The sequence below is a fragment of the Paenibacillus sp. PDC88 genome (assembly GCF_900106725.1).
GTDB classification, from domain to species: domain Bacteria; phylum Bacillota; class Bacilli; order Paenibacillales; family Paenibacillaceae; genus Paenibacillus; species Paenibacillus shunpengii.
The window spans coordinates 349,654-375,257 of the sequence record NZ_FNNT01000002.1 but is presented as its reverse complement, the minus strand read 5'-3'; the positions used below and the strand labels follow the sequence as shown (position 1 = coordinate 375,257).

The following is a 25,604-nucleotide window of genomic DNA, read 5'->3' as shown; positions in this document are numbered from 1 at the left end:
TCATCGACAGAAAATCAGCGTCATGTCAGCGTTATCGGCTTCAAGCCTAGTTACAATTCATATTATCCACGAACAACACTTAGCAAAGGCAGAATAAATAATTCATTAAACCAATTTGAAAAGAGGGAATAATCATGCCAGAACTATTGATCAAAAACACGAATGAAAGAATTAGCGGAGTGGAGAATGTTCGTAATTATTTGAAAGACTGTAATGTACTCTATGAGCAATGGGATTCAACCAAGCTGCCTGCAGAACTCAAGGGCCACAAGCTGCTGTCTGACGAAGAACAACAGCAGGTCTTGGACCTCTATAAAGAAGAAATTTCTGAATTGGCTGGACGTCACGGCTATCAACAATGGGAAGTCATTTCCTTGTCAAATGCCACTGCCAATCTCGAAGGGGAGCTTGCTGAGCTCGATGAAATGCATGCACATGGAGATGAAGGAGCTCATGCCATTCTGTCAGGCAACGGTATTTTAAGTATGAAGGCTGATGATGATTCAGGTTATTTCGATATAGAGCTAACCGCAGGGGATGTCATTGTTATTCCTGAGAACACTCCACACTCATTCGCTCTAATGAAGAACAAGGAGGTCATTGCCGTACGGTTAACTATCAAAGAAAACGGTTGGACCCTATCTCCTTACCCTGATCCCGCTTACATTAAAAATGGACAACCTCAATGAGGTTGTCCTAGTTTTTCCTTGCTTGTCCTACTTCTAGTTGACACTATTCTTCCACCACAATCTGCACAGATGGCATAGCGTGGAAGCCTCTTGCTGTAACATGAGAAGTAACCTTGTATTCTCCCGCAGTTTTAAACTGATAGTCAAATACATAGACTCCTTCCCCTTGGTGCTCCGCCTCAAACTCCATACTAACACCATCCGATGTAGCAACCTCGAACATGACTTCGTCCGCATCATCTATGACATCTGCTTGCTGAGTCACCACAGCCTCCATATGTACGGTTTCATTCAGGCTTATCTGTTGACTCGACGCACTCAGCTTGACATCAATCGGTTCCATGAGAGCAGCCGGCTCCGAAGAAGCTTCAAATGAGCATCCTGAGATTAGAAGACATAGAGTTAATATAATGAAACCCGTCGAGATTTGACGCTGGATAGGATTGAAGTTGTTCGATGGCAAGAAGAGTTTCAATATTTTCATCTTCCTTCCTGTATTCTAGTAAAAAGAAAACCGCCGCTGCTCTGCAGCAGATGCGGTTACTTGGAAGATTATATCATTTGTTTTATTTCAGATAAATGCTTTATTTCTACGTCTGGAGTGAAGGCTTCCTCGTTCAGCTTGTTATTACGATTAATCCAAACCGCTCTGATTCCAGACGCAAGAGCTCCCTTAATATCTGTAGTGAGCTTATCGCCAACCATCAGCGCTTCCTCCGGAGATACATCCAGCAATTCCAAAGCATGCTTGAAAATAGAAGGATCCGGCTTTCCTTTGCCAAATGTACCTGAGATCACGATATGATCAAAGTAAGGAACCAGATCAGGAACCCCATCCAGCTTCTCTTGCTGAAGAGCAGGGCAACCATTGGTTAACAAGAGAAGCTTCACTTTACCTTGCAGTTCAGCCAGCGTCTCTAACGTCTCATCATACATGTAAGGACGGTTTCGGCGTTCTTTACCGAAATGCTCGGCTAGCTCCGCTCCGAGTTCCGGCTGATTAATACCCAGAGCAAGAAGACCCTTGGTCCAAGCATCTCTACGGTAAGTAGGAGCAATTTCTTCAAGCTGCTTGAATTCAGCTCTGTCACTTCCATTAAAATTAGCCCACAATCCTTCAAAAGGGTTAATGCCAATCATTTTTGTAAAAGCAAACGTTTCATACGATTCATACAGCTTCCTTGCTTCATTGCGGACAGAAGTCTCCAGTTCATGAGGATCAACGCCTGTTTGCTTCGATGCAACTAGACATGTTTCATAAAAAGCTTCCTCTACACTCCGCTCATCCCATAAGAGTGTATCATCCAAATCGAATAGCACTGCTTTGATAGACATGCTTCTCTCTCCCCCGAAAGTATGGTATCGTATGTTAGGCTTCTTACTTCACTCTCTTATCTTCGACAGGTATTTGATGATTCTGTGCGTATTGCACAAGTCGTGCTCCCATCGCTTCTACATCGTATAGATTAAGCAGTTTGCTGAACACCCAAGGACCGCCTTTACCGTTGCGCTCAACAATGACAGAACCTTTTTCCAACACAATTTTCTTAATATCCTCTGCACCCATGGAACGTTCTCTGCTTAGCTTAATCGTCTTAATCCGCTTCTTACCGACTTTGAGATACGGCCGGCGCATAAAGTACATCAGAGCAAGTCCAAGATAAAGCGCAAATACGACCCAATCAAATGCCCCTACTCCACCTGTAGTCAAGCCGCTAAGGGTCAGGAACATAAATGAAAGGACAACGAGTACAAATGGGAACAAAAAGGCTCTTCCTTTAAATACATCCTCTTGTTCAACACCAGATCCGATGGATGGCTGGCCTCTTTTTTTACGATCTTTATTAATTTTCTGCTGGTTTTTCTTCACTGATCTTTCAAATGAACTCGCCATGAGTATCCTCCTTCAATCTATAACAAAAGCATGTACCTATTTATTGAATCATTTTCCTTTTGAATAAGTGTCGCCGCTTACATCGTCCACAATTTCAATGGATTCCAGCTGCTGACGGAAGTTGCTGCGGATGTTGTTCAAATAGATCTCTCTAAGCTCAGCCCGTTCAGTCAATTCTGCATCATTAAGCCCGGATTCCTTCTGCTTGCGGGCAAGCTCATTAATCCGCGCAACTAGACTTTCAATATCCAACTTTCTTCCCCTCCAAAATGCATAGTCTCTTTAACTTTGACATGATTAGAAAAGGTTGTCAAGGTAAATACCTGTATAGTCAGCATTTGATACAGAATAAAAAAAGACGCAGATCAAGCCGCGTCCTTAGCATGTAATAAATCATAAACGAATTATGCATATCAATCAAAATATGGGAGCTTTAACAGCTGTCCTGTTTGTATATGAGAGCTGGATAAACCATTAATATGCTGAATTTGATTAACATAATCTCTTATATCCATACCTTCCGGCTTATGCTCTGTACCGATCGCCCATAAAGTATCGCCAGGCTCCACAACAATCTTCTCGTATGCTACCTCTTGACCCGCGTCTGCAAATACCGTCATGAAACCCGTTAAGCTCAGAAGAAGGATTGAAGCTATCAATATCAAACGGATTATTCTGTGCTTGTTCTTCTTCATTATAATATGTATTGTCTCACCCAAATTATTATTAGTCGATTCATCTGTTCTAGAATGTATGCTGTGATAAGTGCTGTATTTAAGCATTATTCCAACCTCCAAACGTTTGTTCTCATTCCTTACAGAACTCACTATAACACGAACATGTGTTTTGGGCAATAGTTTTTGAGAACAATTGTTCTGTATTTTTTTAGAACTAATGTTTGTACGAACGGAGGTTCTATGCTATAATTTTCCCAAACGTTATTATGTGGAGTTGATACGGTATGTCGAAGGTATCCAGCAGGCAGTTAGCAATTCTGGAGTTTATACGCAATGAAGTCCGATTGAAAGGATATCCGCCGTCCGTAAGAGAGATTGGTGAAGCTGTTGGTCTGGCCTCCAGTTCAACCGTTCACGGACACCTGGATCGTCTGGAGAAGAAGGGGTTAATTCGTAGAGACCCTACTAAACCACGGGCTATTGAATTGCTTGGTCAAGATGATAGTGATGATAATGTTCTTCAATTTACGCAGACAGTTGCTCGTGTTCCTGTCGTTGGTAAAGTCACTGCTGGTATTCCGATCACAGCTACAGAGAATATTGAAGATTATTTCCCACTGCCGATGCAATATGTTGGCGAGGAGAAGGTATTCATGCTATCTGTTGTCGGGGACAGTATGATTGAGGCGGGGATTTCGAACGGTGACTATGTTATCGTCCGCCAGCAGCAAACAGCGAATAACGGAGATATCGTCGTCGCGATGACGGAAGATGATGAAGCAACCGTTAAGACGTTCTATAAAGAGAAGGACCATATTCGCTTGCAGCCAGAGAATCCTACATACGAACCTCTCCGGCTTACGAAAGTAACCATTTTGGGTAAGGTTATTGGCTTGTTCCGTGACTTCCTTCATTAATTTGCCATTCTTTTATTTCTAGTATAGTATGTACAAAGCCGAGATCTTCTTGAGAAGATCTCGGCTTATTTTGTAGTAAGATGTAAGTAGTTTCTGAAATACTAATATCCAGCATGCTCTCTACTCGCCTACTCGGGTGATTAAGCACTGCATTCAGTCGTTACGAGCAAGAATTTGAAGCCTACTAGTCATAATATTGTTTAAATTGTTTTCTCACCAAAAAAAGAAAAACCCTTGAGCGCTTAGAGCGCCAAGGGTTTCCGGTTTTAGTAAAGCGTCAAATATTGATCGCGTTCCCATTGATGTACTTGTGTTCTATACATGTCCCACTCGATTTCTTTCAGTTCATAGAAGTGAGCCAAGGCATGGTCTCCAAGCGCCTCAGTGATAACTTCGCTGCGGATCAGCTCATGCAATGCTTCCTTCAGATCGGCTGGGAGTGAAGGAATACCTTCTTCAATACGCTCTTCTTCAGACATGATGTAAATGTTGCGGTCGATTGGAGCAGGTAGACTCAGCTCACGGTTAATTCCATCCAATCCGGCTTTGAGCATAACAGCCAGTGCCAGATAAGGGTTCGCAGCAGGGTCTGGATTACGTACTTCAACACGAGTACTCAGCCCGCGGGAAGCCGGAATACGGATCATCGGACTACGGTTACTTGCAGACCATGCTACATAGCAAGGTGCTTCATAACCAGGAACCAAACGTTTGTAAGAGTTCACTGTCGGATTCGTAATTGCCGCCATAGCACGTGCATGCTTGAGAATACCAGCCATATAGTGGCGAGCTGTCTTGCTGAGTCCCAAAGTATCGGATTCATCATAGAATGTATTCACATTGTCTTTGAATAGAGATTGGTGACAGTGCATACCCGAACCATTCATACCGAACAGCGGCTTAGGCATAAATGTCGCATGCAGACCATGCTGACGAGCAATCGTTTTGACAACCAGCTTAAAGGTTTGGATTTGGTCAGCAGCCTTAATGGCATCGGCGTATTTAAAGTCAATCTCATGCTGCCCAGGAGCAACCTCATGGTGTGAAGCTTCAATTTCAAAGCCCATTTCCTCAAGTGTCAGCACGATTTCACGACGGCAGTTCTCTCCAAGATCGGTAGGAGCAAGGTCAAAATAACCACCTTGGTCATTCAGCTCTTCCGTTGGATTACCATTAGCATCCGTACGGAACAGGAAGAATTCAGGTTCTGGACCTACATTCATCGAAGTGTAGCCCATTTGCTCTGCTTCTGTCAGCACACGCTTCAGAATACCGCGTGGGTCCCCCGCAAACGGAGTTCCGTCCGGCATATACACATCACAAATAAGACGCGCAACACGATTCTCTGTTACCCACGGGAAAATAACCCATGTGTCCAGATCCGGGTACAAGTACATATCTGATTCTTCAATACGAACGTAGCCTTCAATGGAGGAGCCGTCGAACATCATCTTGTTGTCGAGTGCTTTCTCCAGCTGGCTTACGGGAATTTCAACGTTCTTAATTGTTCCGAGCAAATCGGTAAACTGCAAACGAATAAAACGTACATTTTCTTCTTTCGCTATGCGGAGAATGTCATCTTTTGTATAACTCACTATATCCTCTCCCTCTTCTTCTTAAAAGTATCAGCTACAACAAGTATTGCTATTGCAGATTGATGATATACCGCAGATAACGCCACTACAGAGCTGCAAGAAATGATGGGTCCCATTCATTGTCACAGGCAAAGGATAAGATGTCAAGAAAGCGATTACGATCGCTTAAGCCTTCTTATCCTGTTATCCTTATACCCGTTCCCCTTCGTTAACTAACATCACTTCTTATTAAAAAATCTTGACAGCTCGCCTTGAATCAGGGATACCTGCCCTGGGCGTTTACCGCCAGACACCAGCTGCTGCTTGAGTAAACGGTGGAGCTGTGAATCAGACAGCTCTCTGCGCTTCACTTCGGTGTCCGCTGTGATGATCGTTGCTTCCTCTGACTCTTTCGTGACAGGATTCATCACTTGTTTGATTCCAGCTATGTTTACACCCTTCTCAATGAGGGCTTTAATCTCAAGCAATCGTTCAACATCATTAAAAGAAAACATTCTTTGATTGCCCGAGGTACGTGCAGGTACGATCAAATTATGCTGTTCATAGTAGCGGATCTGGCGTGCAGACAAATCAGTAAGCTTCATCACAATACCAATTGGAAATAAGGCCATGTTTCTGCGTATTTCGTCACCCATCTCGTTCATCTACCTTCCAAGTATTCTAAGATATCATCATTGTACATTTTTATGATACCAAGTGTCAATGATGTGTTAGGTAAACTTACAGTAAATTACGATTTTTCATCGTTTGTAACGCCATGAGCACACCGTATTTCACATGAGAATAAGTAAGTCCGCCTTGCATGTAGCCAATATAAGGCTCGCGAATCGGCGCATCAGCCGAGAGCTCGAGACTGCCTCCTTGAATAAAGGTTCCCGCAGCCATAATTACCGGATGTTCATATCCCGGCATATCCCATGGCTCCGGCACGACATGACTGTCCACTGCAGCGGCACGCTGAATACCTTGTACGAACGCAATGAGATGCTCTGGTCCACTAAAGGAAACCGCCTGAATCAAATCGGTTCGCACTTCATTCCATGCCGGCTTCGTTTCAAAGCCGACCGCTTCGAACATGGCTGAGGCAAAGATACTCCCCTTGATGGCTTGTCCAACGGTAGATGGAGCTAGATACAATCCCTGATATATCCCTCTGGTGGTACCCAGCATTGCACCCACTTCTCCCCCAATGCCAGGTGCAGTTAAGCGGTATGCAGCCAGCTGAACGTACTCTGCTTTTCCGCAAATGTACCCCCCTGTCTCGGCAATACCTCCACCTGGATTTTTGATCAGAGAACCCGCTATTAAGTCAGCCCCTACCTCCGTCGGCTCCTGCTCCTCTGTAAATTCTCCGTAACAATTATCGACGAATACAATGACATCCGGCTTGATCGCTTTTACTTTCTCAATCATTTCTTTGATCTGCTGAACTGTAAAGGAGGAGCGCCAGTCATATCCTCGTGAACGTTGAATGCCGATGACCTTGGTATTTGAATGAATCGACTGTTCTACTGCTGCGAAGTCCACCAGCCCTTCAGGAGTCAAATCTGTTTCGCGATATGTAATCCCAAAATCATACAGAGATCCTGTGCCATCGCCTGGCTTGCCGATCACCTTATGAAGCGTGTCGTAAGGCTTGCCCGTAATGTACAGGAGCTCATCTCCAGGTCTTAGCACACCAAAAAGAGCGGTGGCAATCGTATGCGTCCCGGATGCAAAATGCGGACGCACCAAAGCCGCCTCCGCTCCAAACACGTCGGCGTATACTTCGTCTAATACTTCTCGGCCGCGATCGTTATATGCGTAGCCCGTAGAGCCTGCAAAATGGAAGTCACTTACTTGATGCTTCTGAAATGCATCTATTACCTTCCATTGGTTGCTGTCGATGATTAGGTCTACTTCTCGCAGCCGTGATTCTATCTTGTGCTCAATCGTTTGCTGTAGCTTAACAATATCTGCTGAAAAAACACCCATTCCTCTTTATTCTCTCCTCACAAAACTAACACCAACATTACTTTAGTGCGTTACATTATTAGTATACAAAATCACATCAATTTGACGAATCAATAAAATCCTTTAACAAATATCCATGCTTCTCATATTCGCCTTTTTGGACCTGAACCTCATAGATAACATCATTCTCATCATATGTCGTTTCGATTACATCGCCGACTCGATAGACGACAGAAGTGATATCTCCACGCTCCGCAGGAATTCTAAACTTCACCGTATCTCCAGTCAGTTCATCCTGTATTAATTCACGAATGCTCAGCAGGTCCTGCTCATCAAATGCACTGATTTTTCTATAGCCTTTGCCAGACGGAAGCATTTGCAGCTGCTCGGGAGAACAAGCATCCTTCTTATTAAACAGCACAATTTGTGGTTTATCGGAAGCACCCAGCTCCTGCAGCAGCTGTTCAACGACATTCATTTGTTCCTCTCTCATCGTAGAAGAAGCATCAACAACATGCAGGATCAGGTCTGCCTCATTAACTTCTTCGAGCGTTGCCCTAAATGCAGCAACCAGCTCATGCGGAAGGTTCTGTATAAACCCTACTGTATCCGTTAACACAATTTCTTTACCGCTTGGCAGCTCCATCGTTCGGGAGGTAGGATCAAGGGTTGCGAACAACTGGTTCTCAATATATACATCAGCAGAAGTCAGCTGTTTAAGAAGTGTAGACTTACCTGCATTCGTATAGCCAACCAATGCCACTTGAATTACACCGCTCTTCTTACGGCGTTCCCGGTGCAGCTTGCGGTGACGAGTCACCTCTTCTAATTGCCGCTTCAAGTCGGTAATCCGTCCGCGAATATGTCTGCGGTCCGTCTCCAGCTTGCTCTCACCCGGTCCTCTTGTGCCAATCCCCCCGCCAAGGCGTGACAGGTTCTTACCGTGTCCAGACAGTCTTGGCAGAAGGTAAGAATGCTGTGCCAGCTCTACCTGAATAATGCCCTCTCTCGTATGAGCACGCTGTGCAAAAATATCCAGGATGAGCTGGGTTCGATCTATAATTTTGAGATCAAGGCTTTCTTCAAGATTACGAACCTGTGCTCCAGACAGCTCTTGGTCAAAAATGGCGGTCGTTGCACCAAGCTCTTCTGCTGCTGCACGAAGCTCTTCCACCTTACCTTTACCGATAAACCACTTGGAGTCCGGAGTCTCCCGATTCTGAGATATAACGCTTAGCACTTCAACGCCTGCTGTTTCAGCAAGCTTAACAAGCTCTTCCAGCGAATACTCAGGGTTAATGCCTGACCGCTTAACTTCATCGGTAACTAAGCTGACTAATACAGCCTTATCTTTTATCTCCGTGGATGTTTCATGTGTGGAGTTATTCATTTCTTAAGCTCCTTCAAATATAGGTAACGTCTACAATTTCAGTCCCTATGGAATGTAAGTGAATGTCTATTATCGCTCATTTCTTGTCTAGCTTCAAATCCTCAACCCGTAGCGTCATCAGCTCCAGCTTGCCTGGGTTTCCTGAGGAGTACTGATTCAGCAGCCGGACCGCTTGATGCCTGATTGACTTCTCAATCAAATTGCGAACATACCGTGCGTTGCTGAACGCTTGTGACGTTTCATTTTTCTCATCAAGCAGATGCTGCTTTAACTTGAGTATGGTCTGAGGCATCAAAATATAATCTCGATCCTTAGCCATAAGCTCCGAAATCTGAATCAACTGATCAATTGAATAGTCAGGAAATTCAATCTGAATCGGAAATCTGGACGGCAGTCCAGGATTCGTCTGCATGAAGAAATCAATTTCGTCAGAATAACCTGCAAGTATCAATATAAATTGATTCTTGTGGTCTTCCATTGCTTTTACAAGCGTATCAATCGCCTCTTTGCCAAAATCCTTCTCACCGCCGCGTGCCAAGCTGTAGGCTTCATCAATAAATAAAATGCCGCCTAACGACTTTTTCACCAAATCTCTCGTTTTTTGAGCCGTGTGACCAATATACTCGCCGACCAAATCAGCTCTCTCGACTTCAATAAGATGCCCTTTGGTCAGGACTCCCATCTTCTGAAAAAGCTTGGCGACGATACGAGCAACCGTGGTCTTGCCGGTACCGGGATTGCCTTTAAACACCATATGATACACATGAGAACCGCTCATGAGTCCCGCATCAGATCTCATCTGCGCAATTTGCAGAAATGCATAAATTTCAAACACAAAATCCTTAATACTCTCGAGGCCCACCAGCTGATCCAATTCCTTCTGTATATCCTGATACATCGCAAACTGCGGATTGTTCTTTAAAGAGGCGGCAGTCTCTTCCGGATCTGATATGGACTCTTTGTTCAGACCATAGCCTTCTGTCTGATTCCGCAAAACAACATTAATTTGCCGGGAAGGTCTGCCTTCCGGCCGCTCTCCTGCTGCCATCGCTCTTCCGTTCATATACACGCTCACCTCAACTCCATAAGGGGCTAACTTCTCTATCTAAAGTATTCTAGTTAGTTCAATGTTATTAGAAGTTTCCCTTAAAAAATTGTTACTGTAAGCTCAGGAGAGCGGCATCCAGCTTCCATTTCGTATAAGCAAGCGTTTCCCGTATTTGGCTTGGCAAAAATGGCATAACCACAGAATCAGCGAGTGCGACCTCAGGTGCTTCATAGTCAAGAAACTCAGCGATTTCAAGTGATCGCATACCGTGAAAATCATGTGTAATTATGATCGATGAAGTGAAGCCCTGATCCGTCATAATGTTCTGGCTGAACAGTAAATTCTCGTAAGTACTGGTCGCTTCGTTCTCTAGGAAAATATGAGAGGCATTTACCCCGTGCTCTACAAGATAGCGCTGCATGCCCTCGGCCTCGGTAAGTCGATGCTCTGGACTGTCCAATCCGCCGGTAACGATAAAGTATCGGAAGCTTCCTGCTTCATATAGCTCAAGTGCCTTGTCCAACCGTTCAGCGAGACCCGGGCTGGGCTCGTCGCCCCACAGCGACGCCCCCAGCACAATGCCCACATCAACAGGATCCGCAAATTCCGTTGTCTCATTCGGATTAAAAATCTTCCATTGTACATAAACAACCCAGATCAGTCCGATAATCACGAGTGCTGCTAATATCCTAAATGCATGTTGCAAAAATTTCGTGTTCCTGGGTTTTTTATTTATAGATTTTGCTTGCTCAAATGCCATAGCTCACTCCTTGAATTCCCCATTCTCGAACAAAGTAGAACGGTGTTCCAATGACATCTGGAAATAAGGGAACGAATGCGCATCAATTGAATGCAGCAAGTACTGCGCTGTCCGCATGGACAATTCGTAATCTGTGGTCGTAATATGTCCCTTATCCAAAGCGTCGTCGAGTTCATCCTCATCCAGTAGGAATACTTCACCATCCTTGAGAACAATAACATCCAAATACAAGTCATCAAACCACGGAACACCCTGATCTGTGACTCCCTGACTGCGGCAAGTATCAATATACCACTCAATAATCCGTTCCTGGTCATCAAACATCGCCGTCACAACAAAGTGCTCATCCTTTGGAAAATACTGAAGCCAGGAATACCCTTTATCCGCTGTGCAGAACGTATACCCTCCATATGTTTTCCATAGTGGTTCCTTTAACTCATGGATGGTATAAAGGGATAAATAGCCAGTAAACTCCTCGCTCTCTACATATCGACAGGTGAATTGCCGATTCGTAATCCGGCGCCAGTTCGCCCTGTCTCCAAATTTTCTCTTCATCCTCATCCCTCTTTACTCATCCAATATCCGCTTTAATAAAAACAGCTTACCATATTTAAGTTATACACTCAAAATTTACTCGTATCCAATAAAATCAGTACCCTTGAGCGAAAAAAAGACCTGCCGTCACTGTGACAGCAGGTCTTTTCGCTAATATTATTAAGGTGTCGTTGTACCGGGAACTGTAGTGGTTGGCGGGCTATCTTCACCTGGAGGTGAGATTTCACCAGATGGAGGTGTAGTTTCCTCCGGTGGAGTTTCTCCACCTTCGTTATTACCTCCCCCTCCATTAGAAGGAGGCTCTGTTGTACCATTACCAGCATTGCCAGTGTCATTTCCTCCTTGACCCTCGCCATTACCCGCATTGCCATTGCCGGAACCATTTCCACCGTTACCCTCATTACCTGGGCCGTTTCCTTCACCGGTCTCAGCTCCGGTCCCTTCTCCATTACCGTTGCCGTTATTATCCGGGTTTTCTTCACCTTGACCTGGATCTGTACCTGGATTCTCTGGTACTTCCGGCTGCTCCGGAGTAACAGGAGCTTCCTCTTCCGGTTCGATAAACAGTGACACATGGTTGGACTCACTTGCGTCCTCCCCGTTCTCCGGATTAATAACGGTGACATAATATTCGTAGGTCAGACCCGGTAGAGCTCCCGTGTCCGTTGCCGATGTTCCCGAGATCTGATCCTGGATTCGACTGAAGCTTCCTTCTGACGTCTCTTTACGATAGATTCGGTATTGTAAACCTTCAGTTGATGACCCACTCCAGCTCAGTGATACGGCTTGAGCTTCTTTATCGTAAGAAGCACTCAGTCCACTAACCGTCAGATCCGTTTCGGGCTCTTCCTCTTCAACTGGCGGTTCAGTCACTTCTGGAATTTCACTATCCGGCACAAAGAATTCCTTGCGTTCTACTCCTTCAAGTGCTTTTTCCATCACTGTCTTGAAGAAAGTAGCTGCAAGCCGGCTGCTGTTCTTCAGCAAATGCTGCTGATCCGGATTATCATATCCCATCCAGACTGCGGCGGTATATTCAGGCGTATAGCCGACGAACCATACATCACGGTTCGAGCTGTTTCCTTCGTAACCGCTCTGTGTCGTTCCTGTTTTACCTGCCACAGGACGATCCAGCTTCGCGCTTGTTCCTGTACCGCTATTGACAACTTCTTGCATCATTTCTGTCATTTGATACGCCGTTTGCTCACTCATCACTTGCTCCGCGTTTGATTCATATTCATAAATCACCTTGCCATCGCTGTTCTCAATCCGTGTAATGGCGTGACCTTCCTGATATTGACCTCGATTCGCAAAAGCACTGTATGCCGCAGCCATCTCAAGTGTATTCGTTCCTTTATCCAAGCCGCCAAGCGCCATGGATAGATTGCGATCACCATCCGTCATCGTAATACCCAGCTTCTCGGCAAATTCATATCCCGTATTTACGCCGATTTCATTCAGCAGCCATACAGCAGGAATATTCTCAGACGTCGTAATGGCATCCGCCATTCCAATCGTATTTGAATAACCGTGCAGATTTCGAGGGCAATAATCACCAAAACATTGCTCCGAGTTACTGAGTGGTGTATTCATTGTAAAATCACCGGTTTCAAGTGCCGGTGCATAGGAAGCAATCGGCTTAAACGCAGAGCCTGGCTGACGATAACTGCTTGTCGCCCGATTCCAGCCTTGACGCTGATAATCTCGGCCTCCCTGCATCGCAACGATACCGCCCGTTGCATGGTCCATGATGACCATGGAACCCTGCACCTTCTGGTCCGATGCACTTTCTTCGAACAATTCATCATTCTTAAAAGCGGCTTCTACAGCTTCTTGAGCCTCAGGAGCCATCGCTGTATAGATCTTATAACCACCGATGTTCAGATCATCGGTTGTTTTACCTGTTACACGCTCAGCCTCTTTCAGCACGTAATCGACATAAGCAACGTATTTCTTCTCCTCTTCCGGGCGCTCATAAGCGTAATCCACTGCTTTGGCCTCATCCATCTCTTCCTTCGAAATGTATCCTTGATCATACATTAACTGAAGGACAACCCCTCTTCTTTCTTTGGAGTCGTTAGGATTACCTGCTGGATTATAAGCAGAAGGACCCTTAGGGATCGCCGCCAGCGTTGCAACTTCCCAAATCTCCAGCTCATTCAGGTCACTCTTGCCGAAATAAAACTCCGAAGCGGTTTGAATCCCATAATTCTGGTATCCGAACCAGGTACGGTTTAAATACATCGTCAAGATTTCATCTTTTGAATAGTTCCGTTCGATCGCGAGCGCAATGGACATCTCTGTCGCCTTACGGAAGAACGTCTTGTCTCGTGTCAGAAACACGTTCTTGGCAAGCTGCTGAGAGATTGTACTTCCGCCCTCAACCAGAGAACGGGCCATAATGTCCGTTACTGCTGCCCGACCGATCGCCCATAGGTCAACACCATTGTGTTCGTAGAACCTTCTATCCTCTGTCGCAATAAAGGCATCTTTTAAGATCTGAGGAATCTCCTCACCTTCTACAGGATCACGCTTCTCAATAGAGAGCTCACTGATCTCCTCACCATTTCGGTCATATACCTTGGATGTTTCATTCACCGTCATTTTGTCAAAGTTGGCCTGTAAGATCCGTTCTCCGCTCACCATAATAAACAGATAGCCGGCAAGCGCAACAAAGATAGCAAAAGCAGCTGTAAAAAACAATGTCCAGGCTACACGTTTACCCGATATTTTTTTCTTTTTCTGAGGTCCTGGTTTCTTCTCTTTTTTTTGATTATTCTTACGATTCCCGGACCTAGACAATGTATCGTTTGACATGGTACCTCCTGACTCCCTTGTAGGTGTAGCATCTTCATGCTAGTCTTTAAATCTTTTTTCATAGAATTGAAACCAATTTGTAAACTTTCTCCTGAGAAGTAAAAGAACAACCTTTACAGGTTGCTCCGCCTCAATCCTATACGTATTAAACGAAATGGACAATTTAAAAGTTTCAATGATTGATTTTATTCTTCACCACTGCCATTTTGCATAAGAGAAATATTCCGTTGTGGTGTAAAGGTGGATATGGCATGTTTGTAAATCATTTGCTGGCGTCCGTCACTGTCGACAACAATGGTATAGTTATCAAATGCCTTGACAGTCCCGCGAATTTGAAAACCGTTGACGAGAAAAATGGTAGCTGGAATATTTTCTTTGCGCATTTGATTCAAGAACGTATCTTGGATGTTGATGGACTTGGTCATTAGCCGTACCCCCAATAAGTTCAATTAGATTGATTTGAAGAATAATCATGCTCCAAATTCAGCTTATCTGCTATTATATCACGTATAGTAGCGAAGTTCGTAGAAAAATTTGCTGTGTCCGTCATATCCACCCATTGAATATCCTTCATATGACGGAACCAGGACAGCTGTCGTTTGGCGAAGCGACGCGTATCCCTCTTCAGTTCACTTACTGCTGTATCCAGTGGTACTTCTCCACGCAGGTAGGCAGCGATTTCTTTGTAACCGAGGCCTTGCATGGAAATAAAGCCGGGACCCACACCTTGGCTGAGAAGTGAAGCAACCTCCTCTACCAGCCCCTCCTTCATCATTTCGTCAATTCGGTCTTCAATACGGTTATATAGCATTTCTCTATCCATTGTCAAACCGACGATACAGAGTTCGTAGGGAGACTGCTTATTCTGGGCAGCCAGCTGTTCGGATTGTTTGACTCCGGTCATGTGATATATTTCAAGGGATCGCACCACCCTGCGCACATCGTTTGGATGAAGTCTTGAGGCACTGTCTGCATCTACCTCTTGTAGTTTCTGGTGCAATGCCTCCGCTCCGTTTGCTTCCGCATAATCAAACTGGGCTTTTCTAAATTGTTCATCAGAGCCTGCTTCAGAGAATTGAAAATCATAGCATACCGATTCAACATACAGCCCGGTCCCTCCTACGATAAAAGGCAGCTTGCCCCGCTCATGTATCTCTCGAATCAGCCTGCGGCTCTCCTCTTGAAATTCCGCGACAGAATATGGGTAATCCGGCTCATGAATGTCGATAAGATGGTGTGGGATACCTCCCATTTCCTCTGGCTTGATCTTCGCCGTCCCGATGTCCATCCGTCTGTAGACCTGCATGGAATCGCCTGAGATAATTTCGCATTGAAAGGTCTTAGCCAGTTCGATGCTCATTTTTGTCTTGCCTACTGCGGTAGGTCCCACCAGCACAAGCAGCTTAGGCTTTCGAGTTTCTGTCAAGTTCAATCACTCCGTACACTGTTTTTGAATGGGCACGATTCACGGCACTAAAACCGAGTCTCGCAAATTCACCACTGTCCCTTTTTTCTTTCATAACCACTGTCTTTCTAGCCACTCTCTTGGCCTCTGTGATGCTCTCCAGCGCCAAGGGCGAACTATTCGCATATCTTCGCAAAGGACGAATCGCATTTGAATCCATAACAGGCTTACGGAACATCGGGTCAAAATATACGACATCGACACTATTGTCACCCATGCCGCGGAGCAGCTCTAGATGGTTGCTGTGCTTCACCTGAATGGATCTTAGCGCCTCATCCACACGGCTGTTGCCGCTCCGATAATACTTCATGCCCTCTAGCAGTACGGTGTACAAAGTATGTGAACTCTCACAAGCGGTGACATGCCCTTCTCCTCCTGCAGCGACGGCGAAGACCAGCGAATCCGTACCAAGACCTGCCGTACAGTCCAGCACAGAGTCACCCTTCTGGAACTTCGCAGCTTCCAGCATAGGATCGCTCTCTCCTTTTAGTACGCGCTTCGCCCGAACGAATCCCATGCTTGGATGAAATTCGAGCACAGGCTCCCCCGGACTGATCAAACGAACACCATTGGTTACAACAACGATAATATCTTCATCGCCATATTGTTCCGATAGCTTGGCCAGGGAAGCTTTATTTCGCTGAACATAGCTTGAATGGGTAACCTCGGCAAGACGAACCGCACGCTCCGCAAGCGTCTTTGCATTCGTATCGCCTGTTGTAATTATCATTTATTTTCTCCTAGTCATTATCATCTGATTTAGTTCAACTACTTCATGTTGTTCCACATTACATCACTCTTTTAAACATCTTTTCCAGATCATAGGTTGAGAACGAGACGACTATAGGTCTTCCATGTGGACAAGTATACGGCTGCTTGCAGCCCGCGAGCCGCTCCAGCAGCACGACCGCTTCCTGATCTGTCAGCTTCTGATTGGCTTTAATTGATGCCTTGCATGAGCACATAATGGACGCGGCTTCACGGAGCTTAGACAGATCAATTCCCCGCTCTGACAGCACCCATTCCGCCATCTCCAGAATGATTGACTCTTCATCGCCTTTGGGCAGCCAATAAGGATAGGATGTAACACGGAAGGTTTGTCCACCGAAATGCTCCAGGTAAACTCCAGCCTGTTCAAACCAATGAAGCTTGTCCTTTAGCTGCTCTGTCTCCGAGGGTGTGAACTCCAAAGTGATCGGGAGCAGGAGCTCCTGAGATGCCTCAACCGGATTGCCGAATTGGTTGTAGTAGAATTCATAGTTAATTCTCTCATGTGCAGCATGTTGGTCAATCAGATACAGCCCGTTCTCATTTTGTGCGATCAAATAAGTTCCGTGATGCTGACCGATCAGCTCCAGCTCAGGAAACTGTGGCAGCTCTGCCTTTGTACCCGCTAGCTGTCCATAATGATCTTTGATCATTCCTTGTACATTCTTTGACTTAAGCGCAGCACTGTCCCGGTAATAATCCCCATTCGCACGATTCATTCTCGTTTCTCTGATGACCTGCTGCTTGAACGAATCGCGCACAGTGTAATTGTCATCTATATCTTCAATCGGTGCAGCAGAAGAACTCCCTGCTGCACGATCAGTATTGGCTGTGCTTAAACGTTCCCTTTTCTCAGCATTGCTTGGCTGAGGCTGGGAACGGGTCATATCCCTCTCATAAATAGGTGGGCTAATGCCCTGCTTATCCGTCGGATTGTACATCTTCTTCACAGGGCTTGATAAGGATGAGGTTCCAGATATCTCCTTATTCGTTGCACTTGCATGCACTTCATGCGGCTTCGATTTTGTAAAATGAAATTGCTCCTGTATAAACGATTTACTCTCCGGCTTTCCAATACTCTGTTTAATTACTTGGGGAATGAGCACTTCCTGCTTAAGTGCAGCGCGAGTGTGCTCCTCCACAAAAGTATACAGCTCAGGCTCCTTGCTGAATCGAACCTCCAATTTGGCCGGATGGACGTTAACATCCACTAATGACGGATGCATGTCCAGCTGCAGTACGGCAAGCGGAAACCGATTAATCGGAAGCAGCGTATGATAGGCTTTAAGCAGAGCTTGGTTCAGCCCATAATTTTTAATATAACGGCCATTAATGATGGTCGATATGCCATTGCGATTAGCCCTTGTAAGATCTGGCCTGCTTACATAACCGCTGATTCGATAATCCAGACTCTCGCCGCTGATCGGGAGCATCGCTTTGGCAGCGGAGGTTCCGTATACCGCAGCAATGACCTGAAGCAGATCTCCATTGCCTAGGGTCTGCAAGAGCAGGTTGCCATTATGTCTTAGCGTGAATGCGATATCGGCGTGAGATAACGCCATTCTGTACAAGACATCCGAAATATGCCCAAGCTCCGTCTGAATCGTCTTCATATATTTCAATCTGGCTGGGGTATTGTAGAACAGCTCCTCAACCAAAAAATCGGTCCCGCGAGAGGCAGTAATATCGTCATGCTTGATCAGCTTGCCGCCCTCGATGACAATCTCACGCCCACGTCCGTCGGATTCAGTCGCACTGATCAGCCTTACTTTGGATACGGCAGCAATACTCGGTAAGGCCTCGCCCCGAAAACCAAGACTCGTGATCTCAAATAAATCCCGACCGTTGGCAATTTTACTCGTCGCATGGCGGTAAAAGGCGGTTTCCATATCCTCTGCATCAATTCCGCCTCCATTATCGGTGATCCGGATGCTTTGGAGCCCTCCTTCATGTACGGATACATCGATACGGGTGCTTCCTGCATCAATGGAATTTTCCACAAGCTCCTTAACGACAGAAGCGGGTCTCTCCACCACTTCACCGGCAGCGATCTGATTGGCAATATGCTCGTCCAGCACATGAATTCTAGCCACCTTTTACCCCTCCCTTTTATTTATAGGTTCATAACCTTACATATCTGTTACTTTCATTTTCAATTCATTTACAAGCTGCATCGCTTGAAGCGGCGTCATGTTCATTAAATCCGCGTTCCTAATCCGTTTTATCAGCTGCTTGACAACAGGGTCCAGCTCATGAGCTTCCTGCGCACCTTTCTTCTTCGGCTCAGGCCATTCATCTCCAAATATCGACAGCTGCACAACTTCATTAGACATAGCAGCGGGCTCTTCCGTTTCTTCATTTGCAAACGTCTTCGCAGCTAATTTCGTCTCCTTCAGAATCATTTGATCTGACGAAGCTGCCGCTTCCTTCTCGGCTTGACGGTAATCGTTCTGGAACGGCTCCTTATGCCCTTCAGCAACGATATCAAATGAGTGCTCTTCAATGGTGTGGATCAGCCTGCTCGCACGATCAATAATCGAACTCGGCAGCCCAGCCAGTCTTGCGACATAAATCCCATAGCTGCTGCTTGCCGCACCAGGGATCAGTTTGCGTAGAAACTGCACTTCATTTTCCTTCTCCTGCACGGCCATTGAATAATTTCGAAGGGAAGGAAGACTATCCTCCAGATGGGCAAGCTCATGAAAATGAGTAGAGACCAGAGCTTTGCACCCGATGTGATCATGCACATATTCAATGACCGACTGAGCAATCGCCATACCTTCGCTCGTTGAGGTCCCGCGCCCCAGCTCGTCGATAATAATCAGGCTTCGCGGAGTTGCCTTTTCCGTCATCACCTGAATGTCAGCCATTTCTACCATGAAGGTACTCTGACCGCCGATCAAATCATCACCTGCGCCAATTCTCGTAAATATTCGATCCATGATCGGAACCTCAGCCTCCACAGCAGGAACGAAGCAGCCAATTTGAGCCAGAATAGAGATGAGCGCCACTTGACGCATATACGTACTCTTCCCCGCCATATTTGGCCCAGTAATCAACAGAATTCGTGGATCCTCCTGTGTTAACACCGTATCATTTGCCATAAATGCACCATCACGCATGACCGATTCTACAACAGGATGCCGTCCTCCAATAAGCTTCATGTCAAATCCATCCGTGATGCTCGGTTTAACAAAACCGCGTTCTGCACTGACGGCAGCAAGTGAATGGTACACATCAATCTCTGCGACCTGCTCAGCCAACTTCTGCAATCTTTTAATCTCCTTGCTAAGCTGATCACGAATCTCGATAAATAATGAATATTCAAGCCCTACCATCTTATCTTCAGCTTCCAGAATGAGAGATTCCTTCTCTTTCAGCTCAGGTGTAATATATCTCTCTGCATTAGCCAATGTTTGTTTGCGCTCATATCTGCCCTCAGGCAGGGATGAAATATTCGATTTGGTCACTTCTATATAGTAGCCGAACACTTTGTTATAACCGATCTTAAGTGAGCGGATCCCCGTAATTTCGCGTTCCTGTGCTTCTAATTCGGCGATCCAGCGCTTACCATTCACGCTTGCATAACGCAGCTCATCCAAATGCTCATGATATCCTTCGCGTATCATTCCGCCTTCTCTGACAGAGACGGGCGGCTCGTCCACGATGGCATGATGAATCATCTCGCGCAAATCGGAGCAATCATCCATCGTTTCTGCAATACGGCGCAAGGTGCTAGAAGGAGAATCTGCACACAGCTTGGCAAGCGCAGGTATCATTTCAAGAGACACCTTGAGCGCATTCAAATCCCGTCCATTGGCATTGCCGAATGCAATTCGTCCAACCAGTCGTTCCAGATCATAAATTTCCTTCAGCTGCTCACGAATGTCGCTTCGCAGAATAAACTGGTTGTACAGCTTGTCCACCGCTTCAAGACGCTCTTCGATCTTCTGTCGTTGGAGAAGCGGCTTATCAATCCAGCGTCTGAGCATTCTCGCTCCCATGGAGGTCTCTGTCTTATCTATCAGGGATAGAAGGGAGCCCTTCTTGGAGCGGTCACGCACCGTTTCCACAAGCTCCAGATTTCTTCGCGTAAATGGATCCAGAATCATATAATGATCGGGTTCATACGTCTGGATTTGAGTCAATTGCCCCAATGAGCGCTTCTGGGTCTCATTCAGGTAGGCAAACAACGTCGCAAGACAATGCCTGCGTTCTTCCCCCAGACGGGCCCATGCAGCTTCACCGAATTGGGTTATAACAAGCTCAGCTTTGCTCTTGTCACAAGCCGTGTAGGTGATCTTCCGGTTTCCTGCCAGCATCTCGGACTGCACCGTCTGCAGCAGCTCAGCATCTCCGATCAGCTCAGAGGGCTCATAGATGCCAATTTCATCCTTAAGCCACTTTTCAGAATATGGAGCAGAGGTAACATACAGCTCTCCTGTAGATAAATCGCAGGCAGCAATCGCCAAAACACCGCTGGTTTGTGTCAAGCAGATCATATAATTGTTTGACTTCTCGCCAATCGTCTTGCCTTCCATGACGGTGCCCGGCGTAATCACTCTCACGATTTCACGGCGTACCATTCCTTTGGTTGCGGCCGGATCTTCCATTTGTTCACATACCGCAACTTTGTACCCTTTCTCAATCAATCGCTGAATATAATTATCGGCGGAATGATAAGGCACGCCGCACATGGGAATACGTTCTCCGCCACCACCTTCACGACCGGTTAACGTAATCTCGAGTTCCTTCGCAGCAAGGGTTGCATCCTCAAAAAACATCTCATAAAAATCACCAAGTCTAAAAAAAAGAAACGCATCCTGCGCCTGTTCTTTTACCTTCAAATATTGTTCAATCATTGGCGTGTATTGAGCCATGAATTATACCACTCCTGCCACACAATTTGCATCGATAATTTCGAGTCCTATCATACATCTGGTAACACATATATTAGGTTATCCAAATGAATGTTATAGCTCATCAAAACGATGATACGGATTCATCCGCTTATTATATCAAAAAGAGACCTCTTATTCATGGCTTTTGCTGAATATTCCAGAGAGGTCTTATATCCTTGGATTCATCCCATGTCTTCCCTTGATAGAGTGCCGTAATCAAGGGATTCACATATTTATGATGCCGATTGTAATCGGGCAGAGCTGTTAATTCCTGCAGCAAGGGATGAACCAGCCCGCGAAGAACTTGTTTATTCCCCTTATAAAATGCTTCATGATTCTCAGTAAGATCAAGCGGTCTTCGCTGAAGCAGCCGGTAATTGGCAGCGACCAGATAAGCAATGGATACCACCCCTTTGGCAATCATTGGAGATACCAAGAAGCTCGGAAGTGTCCTGTACTCGAAGCCGCCATAGGGCTGAGTTCTAAAATCACCCAAGTAGCCGTATTTCGGTCTTCGGCCGCTGCTGCGAGGATCCTCCAATATGGCGATCGGAAGCGCCAAGTAATTGTCGAGAGCACGGAGCAGATCATAGGTTAGCACCACTCTGCTAAAATGCACATGTCCACCCAGCGGAAGACCGCTTACCGGAAGCCCGCCTGCTCTCCATAACAGCGTGTGATCCGTAATCAGCGTTGAAGCAGTTAAGAACGCGTGCATCAAATGAGCGAGGAGCTCCCGAGGCTCTGAGCTTGGCATAGGTCTAAGCTCCGCGACAGGGTAAGATCTTCGTCCGCCTCGAGTTACCGCGTCACACCCGGCTTCGCCCGTTCGTTCTAGAAATAAGGAAGCAGGCACAACTCGCTCCTCCTGTTGGCTAATCAGCAGAAATTCCGGATCCATACCGAGTACCGGAGACGTATGTAAATTTCTCTCTGCCTCAAGAGCAAGCTGCTTCTCCATCATCGCCTGTTCGTACAACTCTGCTATCCCTTCTCTAATTAACCATGGCTGTGAATGAACGCTGCTTACGCTAATGCCTTGCTGTCCTCCAGCCTGCAGCACAACCTCTGCATGCTCCAGATTCAGAGCATATGCCGCTCGAACAGCAGCACGTTCAATTCGATTGTAGAGCGAAATGTTGTCCTCCCTATGCAGCACCGTCCTGTTGCCTTCCCGAATTCCGGTATAACTCTTTTTCACGATTCTTAACGCATGAAGCTGACTGATCAAGACTTCATAAGTCACAAGAAACTGCAGCTTATTCTCTTTAGGATGAATCAGGGAAGAACGAAGTCCTGAGCGGGTTAATCTTGCCTCACGCTCCTCCATTGTCATCGACTCGTAATGTTCCGAATTTCGAATTACTAACATGGCACCTAGACCGTCCTTCCCCTAAAAAAGAAATAAAAAAAGGAGGGCTGCCGCCCTCTACGCCGAAGGGTTCGGCGCATATATTGCCATATAGGTGTTGCAGCACCAATTAGATCTCATCATCCAGCAAGTCAGGATCAAGCTCGTCAAAATCACCATCAAGTGAGCCGAAATCATAATCTTTGTCTGCTTCTTCATTGCAGTTGTTCGTGCACACGACAACACGAACCTTGGTTTCAGCAACCATTTCGGCTGCAAATTCACGTTCCACGCGGATGACAACACTGCCTCCGCCCGAAGCTACCGTCGCCTCTACACAGCTCGGTTCCTGCGTTGCATCCGCAGAGACCTCAACAGTGGAGGCACGATGCTTAGGATCCAGATAGGATAGTGGAATGTTCTCTACATAGGATACTGTCTTCTTCGCTACATCGGTTTGAGAGTTTTGGTCATAGGAATACCAAATGTTGATATCGTAAGTACCAATAACTTCAATTCCGTCTCCTGCCGGGACCGATTCGTACTCGTGGTTAATAATCCATGCCCCCAAAATACTGGTAGGATTATGTGGCGGAGTCACGGTATGTGTTACGGTAGAGAACTTACGACCCTTGCCGCAGATCGCCTTCGTTATAATCTCTCTACATTGATGTTTATGACTCAATGACATCTTTGAACCTCCTCCATACAATCATTCCATTTATATGTATGCAGGACATGGGCGTTTGTTACCAATTTACAGATAAATATAATTGAAAAAGATAACTTTTAATTTATAGCGGCTTAGATGTTGAATAAGCTAATTTCCTTTTGCAGGGACAGGGAACGGTGCCTTGTCCTTTTTCGCAATCTTCAAGTACAAAGCGAGTTCCCGGCACAGCTGACGGATCGACGAACGAATCTCGAATTCTTCTCTTGTTGTGGGCAGATCCATCGTTCTAAACTCTTGCTCTACCATGCTTAGAAGTTTCTCGGTCCTTCCAGTATAGAACTCATTGCACACATCATCGCTTAACTGCTCGAACAATTCAGCTACCATTTCCGCATGCGGCATGGTCGTATATACCTGTGATATTAAATGCATCATATGCTGAATGGAATCCAGCTGGGTCTTGCGCATATAAAAGTATGCAGTCCATTCCTCGTTCGGATGGATCACTTGATTCTCAAGATACAGCTTGGAGGCTGCGACTCCCTTATCTATTGCCTTCTCAGCTTCCATCAATTCAGCACCCGTCCACACGTATGAGGGATCTCTTAGTGTGCGGCCAAACTGGGTGAAAATTACCGAAAACAGCTCATCGATCTCTGAACGGATGTTGAAGAGCATGTTATCCGATTTTGGCATATAAGCTAAATTAACGACCATCGCCGAGCCAAGCCCAACAATGAGCAGTAGTATTTGTGTCCAGATGACTTCGAGGCTCATCTCTCCTCCGCTAAACACACGGAAGACGACGACGGACCCTGTGACTATGCCTTCTTTAAAGCCAAACCGCACAATGGCAGGAAATGCCGTCAGGATATAAATGGCCAGCACCCAATAATGAAATCCAAACAGGAAAAAAAGTACTGAAGCAAAAAGAAGCCCTACTACGGACGCAAAAAATCGCGCCGAGATCGTCTTCAGGCTTCTTTTACGAGTAACATCGACACCCAGAATGGCCAGCAATCCTGCCGACGTTGGTCCTTTTAACTGCATAGCATCAGCCAGCAGCACAGCCATTAAGGCAGCAATCGCTGTTTTGATAACGCGGAAACCCATGTATGATAACCCTCTCTTCTCTCTATAAGGCGAGTACATTAAATAATGATTCCATTATATTAGTACCCAATCAGATCGTAGGTATCAATCGTACACGATTTTTCCTTCTGGAACAATGTGACATGTCACAGACATATTTACGGATGTGAGATAGAATCCATAGTTCAGTCAAGAGCGGATTAATACTCCCTGCCATTCATCAGCTTACGCTCGAGCCACGCTACCAGCTGATACATTACCGTCGCCACTACAGCAATTACAATGAGACTCGACATAACGAGGGTGAAATTAAACACTTGAAAACCATATATAATTAAATATCCCAAGCCTTCCTTCGCGACAAGAAATTCTCCCACAATAACTCCGATCCAGGCCAAACCTACATTTACCTTAAGTGTGGAGACGATCGCAGGAAAGGATGCAGGAAAGATTACTTTGCGAAAAATATGCTTTCGGTTTCCTCCAAATGTGCGTACAACCTTTACATAGTTTGGGTCTACTTCATTAAAGCTGTTATACACAACAAGCGTTGTAATAATAACTGTAATAGATATGGTCGTCATGACAATTGCAGTAAAGCCAGCGCCAAACATGACGATAAAGATGGGTCCAAGGGCTACCTTCGGCATACTGTTCAGTACTACCAAGTAAGGATCAAGCACCTTCGATAAGAAAGGGGACCACCAGATAAGTACAGCGATGAGCGTGCCGAGCAGTGTGCCCAGCAGGAAACCGACAATCGTTTCAAACACCGTGACTGAGGTATGGAGCCAAATTTCGCCGCTGACTACATCCTTCCACAGCTGTGCGCCAATCTTGGAAGGATAGCTGAACAGGAGCACGTCAATCCATCTTAATCTGCCCGCGATCTCCCAATACAGGAACATCATAATAAGAATCGCAATCTGCGTCAGACTGACATATCTTCTCCATCTTCTTCTCCGTTTCTTGTGCTGGAGATGAATGCTGTGAAGCCATTGCTCTTCCTGCGCTTTTTCATGAGGTGCTGCTTCCAACGGTTTTGCTTCCATTAGGCAT

Annotated in this window: 24 protein-coding genes; 2 read left to right on the top strand and 22 right to left on the bottom strand. The window is 45.8% G+C overall.

Features of this window, described 5'->3' with window-relative positions; translation table 11 throughout:
• Positions 1-134: 134 nt before the first annotated feature.
• Positions 135-689, top strand: coding sequence for an acireductone dioxygenase (locus BLW49_RS08345; RefSeq protein ID WP_090724043.1), 555 nt, complete (start codon positions 135-137; stop codon positions 687-689).
• A gap of 43 nt (positions 690-732) precedes the next feature.
• Here the strand turns inward: BLW49_RS08345 and BLW49_RS08340 are convergent, their stop codons facing one another.
• The 5 genes from BLW49_RS08340 to BLW49_RS08320 all read right to left on the bottom strand — a co-directional run bounded on the left by BLW49_RS08340 (position 733) and on the right by BLW49_RS08320 (position 3,365).
• Complete coding sequence (locus tag BLW49_RS08340; RefSeq protein WP_090724041.1) at positions 733-1,173, bottom strand: FixH family protein; 441 nt, start codon at positions 1,171-1,173, stop codon at positions 733-735.
• A 68-nt stretch (positions 1,174-1,241) separates the two neighbouring features.
• Positions 1,242-2,024, bottom strand: coding sequence for an HAD family hydrolase (locus BLW49_RS08335; protein ID WP_090724040.1), 783 nt, complete (start codon positions 2,022-2,024; stop codon positions 1,242-1,244).
• Between the two features lie 43 nt (positions 2,025-2,067).
• Entirely contained in the window at positions 2,068-2,583 is a 516-nt protein-coding gene (locus tag BLW49_RS08330) for a hypothetical protein (RefSeq protein WP_090724038.1), read from the bottom strand.
• Positions 2,584-2,631: 48 nt separating this feature from the next.
• Complete coding sequence (locus BLW49_RS08325) at positions 2,632-2,835, bottom strand: DUF896 domain-containing protein (RefSeq protein WP_090724036.1); 204 nt, start codon at positions 2,833-2,835, stop codon at positions 2,632-2,634.
• A gap of 161 nt (positions 2,836-2,996) precedes the next feature.
• Positions 2,997-3,365, bottom strand: a complete 369-nt coding sequence (locus BLW49_RS08320) for a LysM peptidoglycan-binding domain-containing protein (protein ID WP_090724035.1) — start codon at positions 3,363-3,365, stop codon at positions 2,997-2,999.
• Between the two features lie 179 nt (positions 3,366-3,544).
• On the opposite strand from BLW49_RS08320, the gene lexA reads away from it, so the two are divergent.
• Positions 3,545-4,177, top strand: a complete 633-nt coding sequence (lexA, locus tag BLW49_RS08315) for a transcriptional repressor LexA (protein WP_076312796.1) — start codon at positions 3,545-3,547, stop codon at positions 4,175-4,177.
• A gap of 266 nt (positions 4,178-4,443) precedes the next feature.
• On the opposite strand, the gene glnA is transcribed toward lexA, so the two are convergent.
• The 17 genes from glnA to BLW49_RS08230 form a co-directional block, all read right to left on the bottom strand.
• The gene (gene glnA / locus BLW49_RS08310; RefSeq protein WP_076312797.1) at positions 4,444-5,772 is read right to left on the bottom strand and encodes a type I glutamate--ammonia ligase; all 1,329 of its coding nucleotides are present in this window, start codon (positions 5,770-5,772) and stop codon (positions 4,444-4,446) included.
• 218 nt (positions 5,773-5,990) lie between these two features.
• Positions 5,991-6,407, bottom strand: coding sequence for a MerR family transcriptional regulator (locus tag BLW49_RS08305; RefSeq protein WP_047910662.1), 417 nt, complete (start codon positions 6,405-6,407; stop codon positions 5,991-5,993).
• 85 nt (positions 6,408-6,492) lie between these two features.
• Entirely contained in the window at positions 6,493-7,746 is a 1,254-nt protein-coding gene (locus tag BLW49_RS08300; RefSeq protein ID WP_090724033.1) for a methionine gamma-lyase family protein, read from the bottom strand.
• Between the two features lie 76 nt (positions 7,747-7,822).
• Entirely contained in the window at positions 7,823-9,115 is a 1,293-nt protein-coding gene (gene hflX / locus BLW49_RS08295; protein WP_090724032.1) for a GTPase HflX, read from the bottom strand.
• Positions 9,116-9,191: 76 nt separating this feature from the next.
• The gene (locus BLW49_RS08290; protein ID WP_076312800.1) at positions 9,192-10,178 is read right to left on the bottom strand and encodes an AAA family ATPase; all 987 of its coding nucleotides are present in this window, start codon (positions 10,176-10,178) and stop codon (positions 9,192-9,194) included.
• 94 nt (positions 10,179-10,272) lie between these two features.
• Positions 10,273-10,869 carry a YdcF family protein gene (locus BLW49_RS08285; RefSeq protein ID WP_256209663.1) on the bottom strand — a complete coding sequence of 199 codons (597 nt, stop codon included), beginning with the start codon at positions 10,867-10,869 and terminating at the stop codon, positions 10,273-10,275.
• 57 nt (positions 10,870-10,926) lie between these two features.
• Positions 10,927-11,478, bottom strand: coding sequence for a ribonuclease FAU-1 family protein (locus tag BLW49_RS08280; RefSeq protein WP_076312802.1), 552 nt, complete (start codon positions 11,476-11,478; stop codon positions 10,927-10,929).
• Positions 11,479-11,637: 159 nt separating this feature from the next.
• A complete protein-coding gene (locus tag BLW49_RS08275) occupies positions 11,638-14,295 on the bottom strand; it encodes a transglycosylase domain-containing protein (RefSeq protein ID WP_090724028.1) in 2,658 nt (885 codons plus the stop codon).
• Between the two features lie 185 nt (positions 14,296-14,480).
• Entirely contained in the window at positions 14,481-14,720 is a 240-nt protein-coding gene (gene hfq / locus BLW49_RS08270; RefSeq protein WP_047910668.1) for an RNA chaperone Hfq, read from the bottom strand.
• 20 nt (positions 14,721-14,740) lie between these two features.
• Entirely contained in the window at positions 14,741-15,721 is a 981-nt protein-coding gene (miaA, locus tag BLW49_RS08265; RefSeq protein ID WP_076312804.1) for a tRNA (adenosine(37)-N6)-dimethylallyltransferase MiaA, read from the bottom strand.
• Positions 15,699-16,490, bottom strand: coding sequence for a class I SAM-dependent methyltransferase (locus BLW49_RS08260; RefSeq protein ID WP_090724026.1), 792 nt, complete (start codon positions 16,488-16,490; stop codon positions 15,699-15,701). The genes miaA and BLW49_RS08260 overlap by 23 nt, the downstream gene beginning before the upstream one ends.
• A 58-nt stretch (positions 16,491-16,548) precedes the next feature.
• Positions 16,549-18,621: a DNA mismatch repair endonuclease MutL gene (gene mutL, locus BLW49_RS08255; protein ID WP_076312806.1), complete on the bottom strand. Its 2,073-nt coding sequence runs from the start codon at positions 18,619-18,621 to the stop codon at positions 16,549-16,551.
• Positions 18,622-18,657: 36 nt separating this feature from the next.
• Positions 18,658-21,408 carry a DNA mismatch repair protein MutS gene (gene mutS / locus BLW49_RS08250; protein ID WP_090724024.1) on the bottom strand — a complete coding sequence of 917 codons (2,751 nt, stop codon included), beginning with the start codon at positions 21,406-21,408 and terminating at the stop codon, positions 18,658-18,660.
• Between the two features lie 157 nt (positions 21,409-21,565).
• Positions 21,566-22,801 carry a putative amidoligase domain-containing protein gene (locus BLW49_RS08245; RefSeq protein WP_076312808.1) on the bottom strand — a complete coding sequence of 412 codons (1,236 nt, stop codon included), beginning with the start codon at positions 22,799-22,801 and terminating at the stop codon, positions 21,566-21,568.
• Positions 22,802-22,910: 109 nt separating this feature from the next.
• A complete protein-coding gene (locus BLW49_RS08240) occupies positions 22,911-23,471 on the bottom strand; it encodes an outer spore coat protein CotE (RefSeq protein ID WP_090724023.1) in 561 nt (186 codons plus the stop codon).
• A 129-nt stretch (positions 23,472-23,600) separates the two neighbouring features.
• The gene (locus BLW49_RS08235) at positions 23,601-24,566 is read right to left on the bottom strand and encodes an aromatic acid exporter family protein (protein WP_076312810.1); all 966 of its coding nucleotides are present in this window, start codon (positions 24,564-24,566) and stop codon (positions 23,601-23,603) included.
• Positions 24,567-24,745: 179 nt separating this feature from the next.
• Complete coding sequence (locus tag BLW49_RS08230; protein WP_090724021.1) at positions 24,746-25,597, bottom strand: ABC transporter permease; 852 nt, start codon at positions 25,595-25,597, stop codon at positions 24,746-24,748.
• Positions 25,598-25,604: the final 7 nt, after the last annotated feature.

What these genes read in the sequence shown, in the direction of transcription:
- BLW49_RS08345 (WP_090724043.1), top strand. Translation starts at nt 135, where the DNA reads ATGCCAGAACTATTGATCAAAAACACGAATGAAAGAATTAGCGGAGTG.
- BLW49_RS08340 (WP_090724041.1), bottom strand. Translation starts at nt 1,173, where the DNA reads ATGAAAATATTGAAACTCTTCTTGCCATCGAACAACTTCAATCCTATC.
- BLW49_RS08335 (WP_090724040.1), bottom strand. Translation starts at nt 2,024, where the DNA reads ATGTCTATCAAAGCAGTGCTATTCGATTTGGATGATACACTCTTATGG.
- BLW49_RS08330 (WP_090724038.1), bottom strand. Translation starts at nt 2,583, where the DNA reads ATGGCGAGTTCATTTGAAAGATCAGTGAAGAAAAACCAGCAGAAAATT.
- BLW49_RS08320 (WP_090724035.1), bottom strand. Translation starts at nt 3,365, where the DNA reads ATGCTTAAATACAGCACTTATCACAGCATACATTCTAGAACAGATGAA.
- lexA (WP_076312796.1), top strand. Translation starts at nt 3,545, where the DNA reads ATGTCGAAGGTATCCAGCAGGCAGTTAGCAATTCTGGAGTTTATACGC.
- BLW49_RS08305 (WP_047910662.1), bottom strand. Translation starts at nt 6,407, where the DNA reads ATGGGTGACGAAATACGCAGAAACATGGCCTTATTTCCAATTGGTATT.
- BLW49_RS08300 (WP_090724033.1), bottom strand. Translation starts at nt 7,746, where the DNA reads ATGGGTGTTTTTTCAGCAGATATTGTTAAGCTACAGCAAACGATTGAG.
- hflX (WP_090724032.1), bottom strand. Translation starts at nt 9,115, where the DNA reads ATGAATAACTCCACACATGAAACATCCACGGAGATAAAAGATAAGGCT.
- BLW49_RS08290 (WP_076312800.1), bottom strand. Translation starts at nt 10,178, where the DNA reads ATGAACGGAAGAGCGATGGCAGCAGGAGAGCGGCCGGAAGGCAGACCT.
- BLW49_RS08280 (WP_076312802.1), bottom strand. Translation starts at nt 11,478, where the DNA reads ATGAAGAGAAAATTTGGAGACAGGGCGAACTGGCGCCGGATTACGAAT.
- BLW49_RS08275 (WP_090724028.1), bottom strand. Translation starts at nt 14,295, where the DNA reads ATGTCAAACGATACATTGTCTAGGTCCGGGAATCGTAAGAATAATCAA.
- hfq (WP_047910668.1), bottom strand. Translation starts at nt 14,720, where the DNA reads ATGACCAAGTCCATCAACATCCAAGATACGTTCTTGAATCAAATGCGC.
- BLW49_RS08260 (WP_090724026.1), bottom strand. Translation starts at nt 16,490, where the DNA reads ATGATAATTACAACAGGCGATACGAATGCAAAGACGCTTGCGGAGCGT.
- mutS (WP_090724024.1), bottom strand. Translation starts at nt 21,408, where the DNA reads ATGGCTCAATACACGCCAATGATTGAACAATATTTGAAGGTAAAAGAA.
- BLW49_RS08245 (WP_076312808.1), bottom strand. Translation starts at nt 22,801, where the DNA reads ATGTTAGTAATTCGAAATTCGGAACATTACGAGTCGATGACAATGGAG.
- BLW49_RS08240 (WP_090724023.1), bottom strand. Translation starts at nt 23,471, where the DNA reads ATGTCATTGAGTCATAAACATCAATGTAGAGAGATTATAACGAAGGCG.
- BLW49_RS08235 (WP_076312810.1), bottom strand. Translation starts at nt 24,566, where the DNA reads ATGGGTTTCCGCGTTATCAAAACAGCGATTGCTGCCTTAATGGCTGTG.
- BLW49_RS08230 (WP_090724021.1), bottom strand. Translation starts at nt 25,597, where the DNA reads ATGGAAGCAAAACCGTTGGAAGCAGCACCTCATGAAAAAGCGCAGGAA.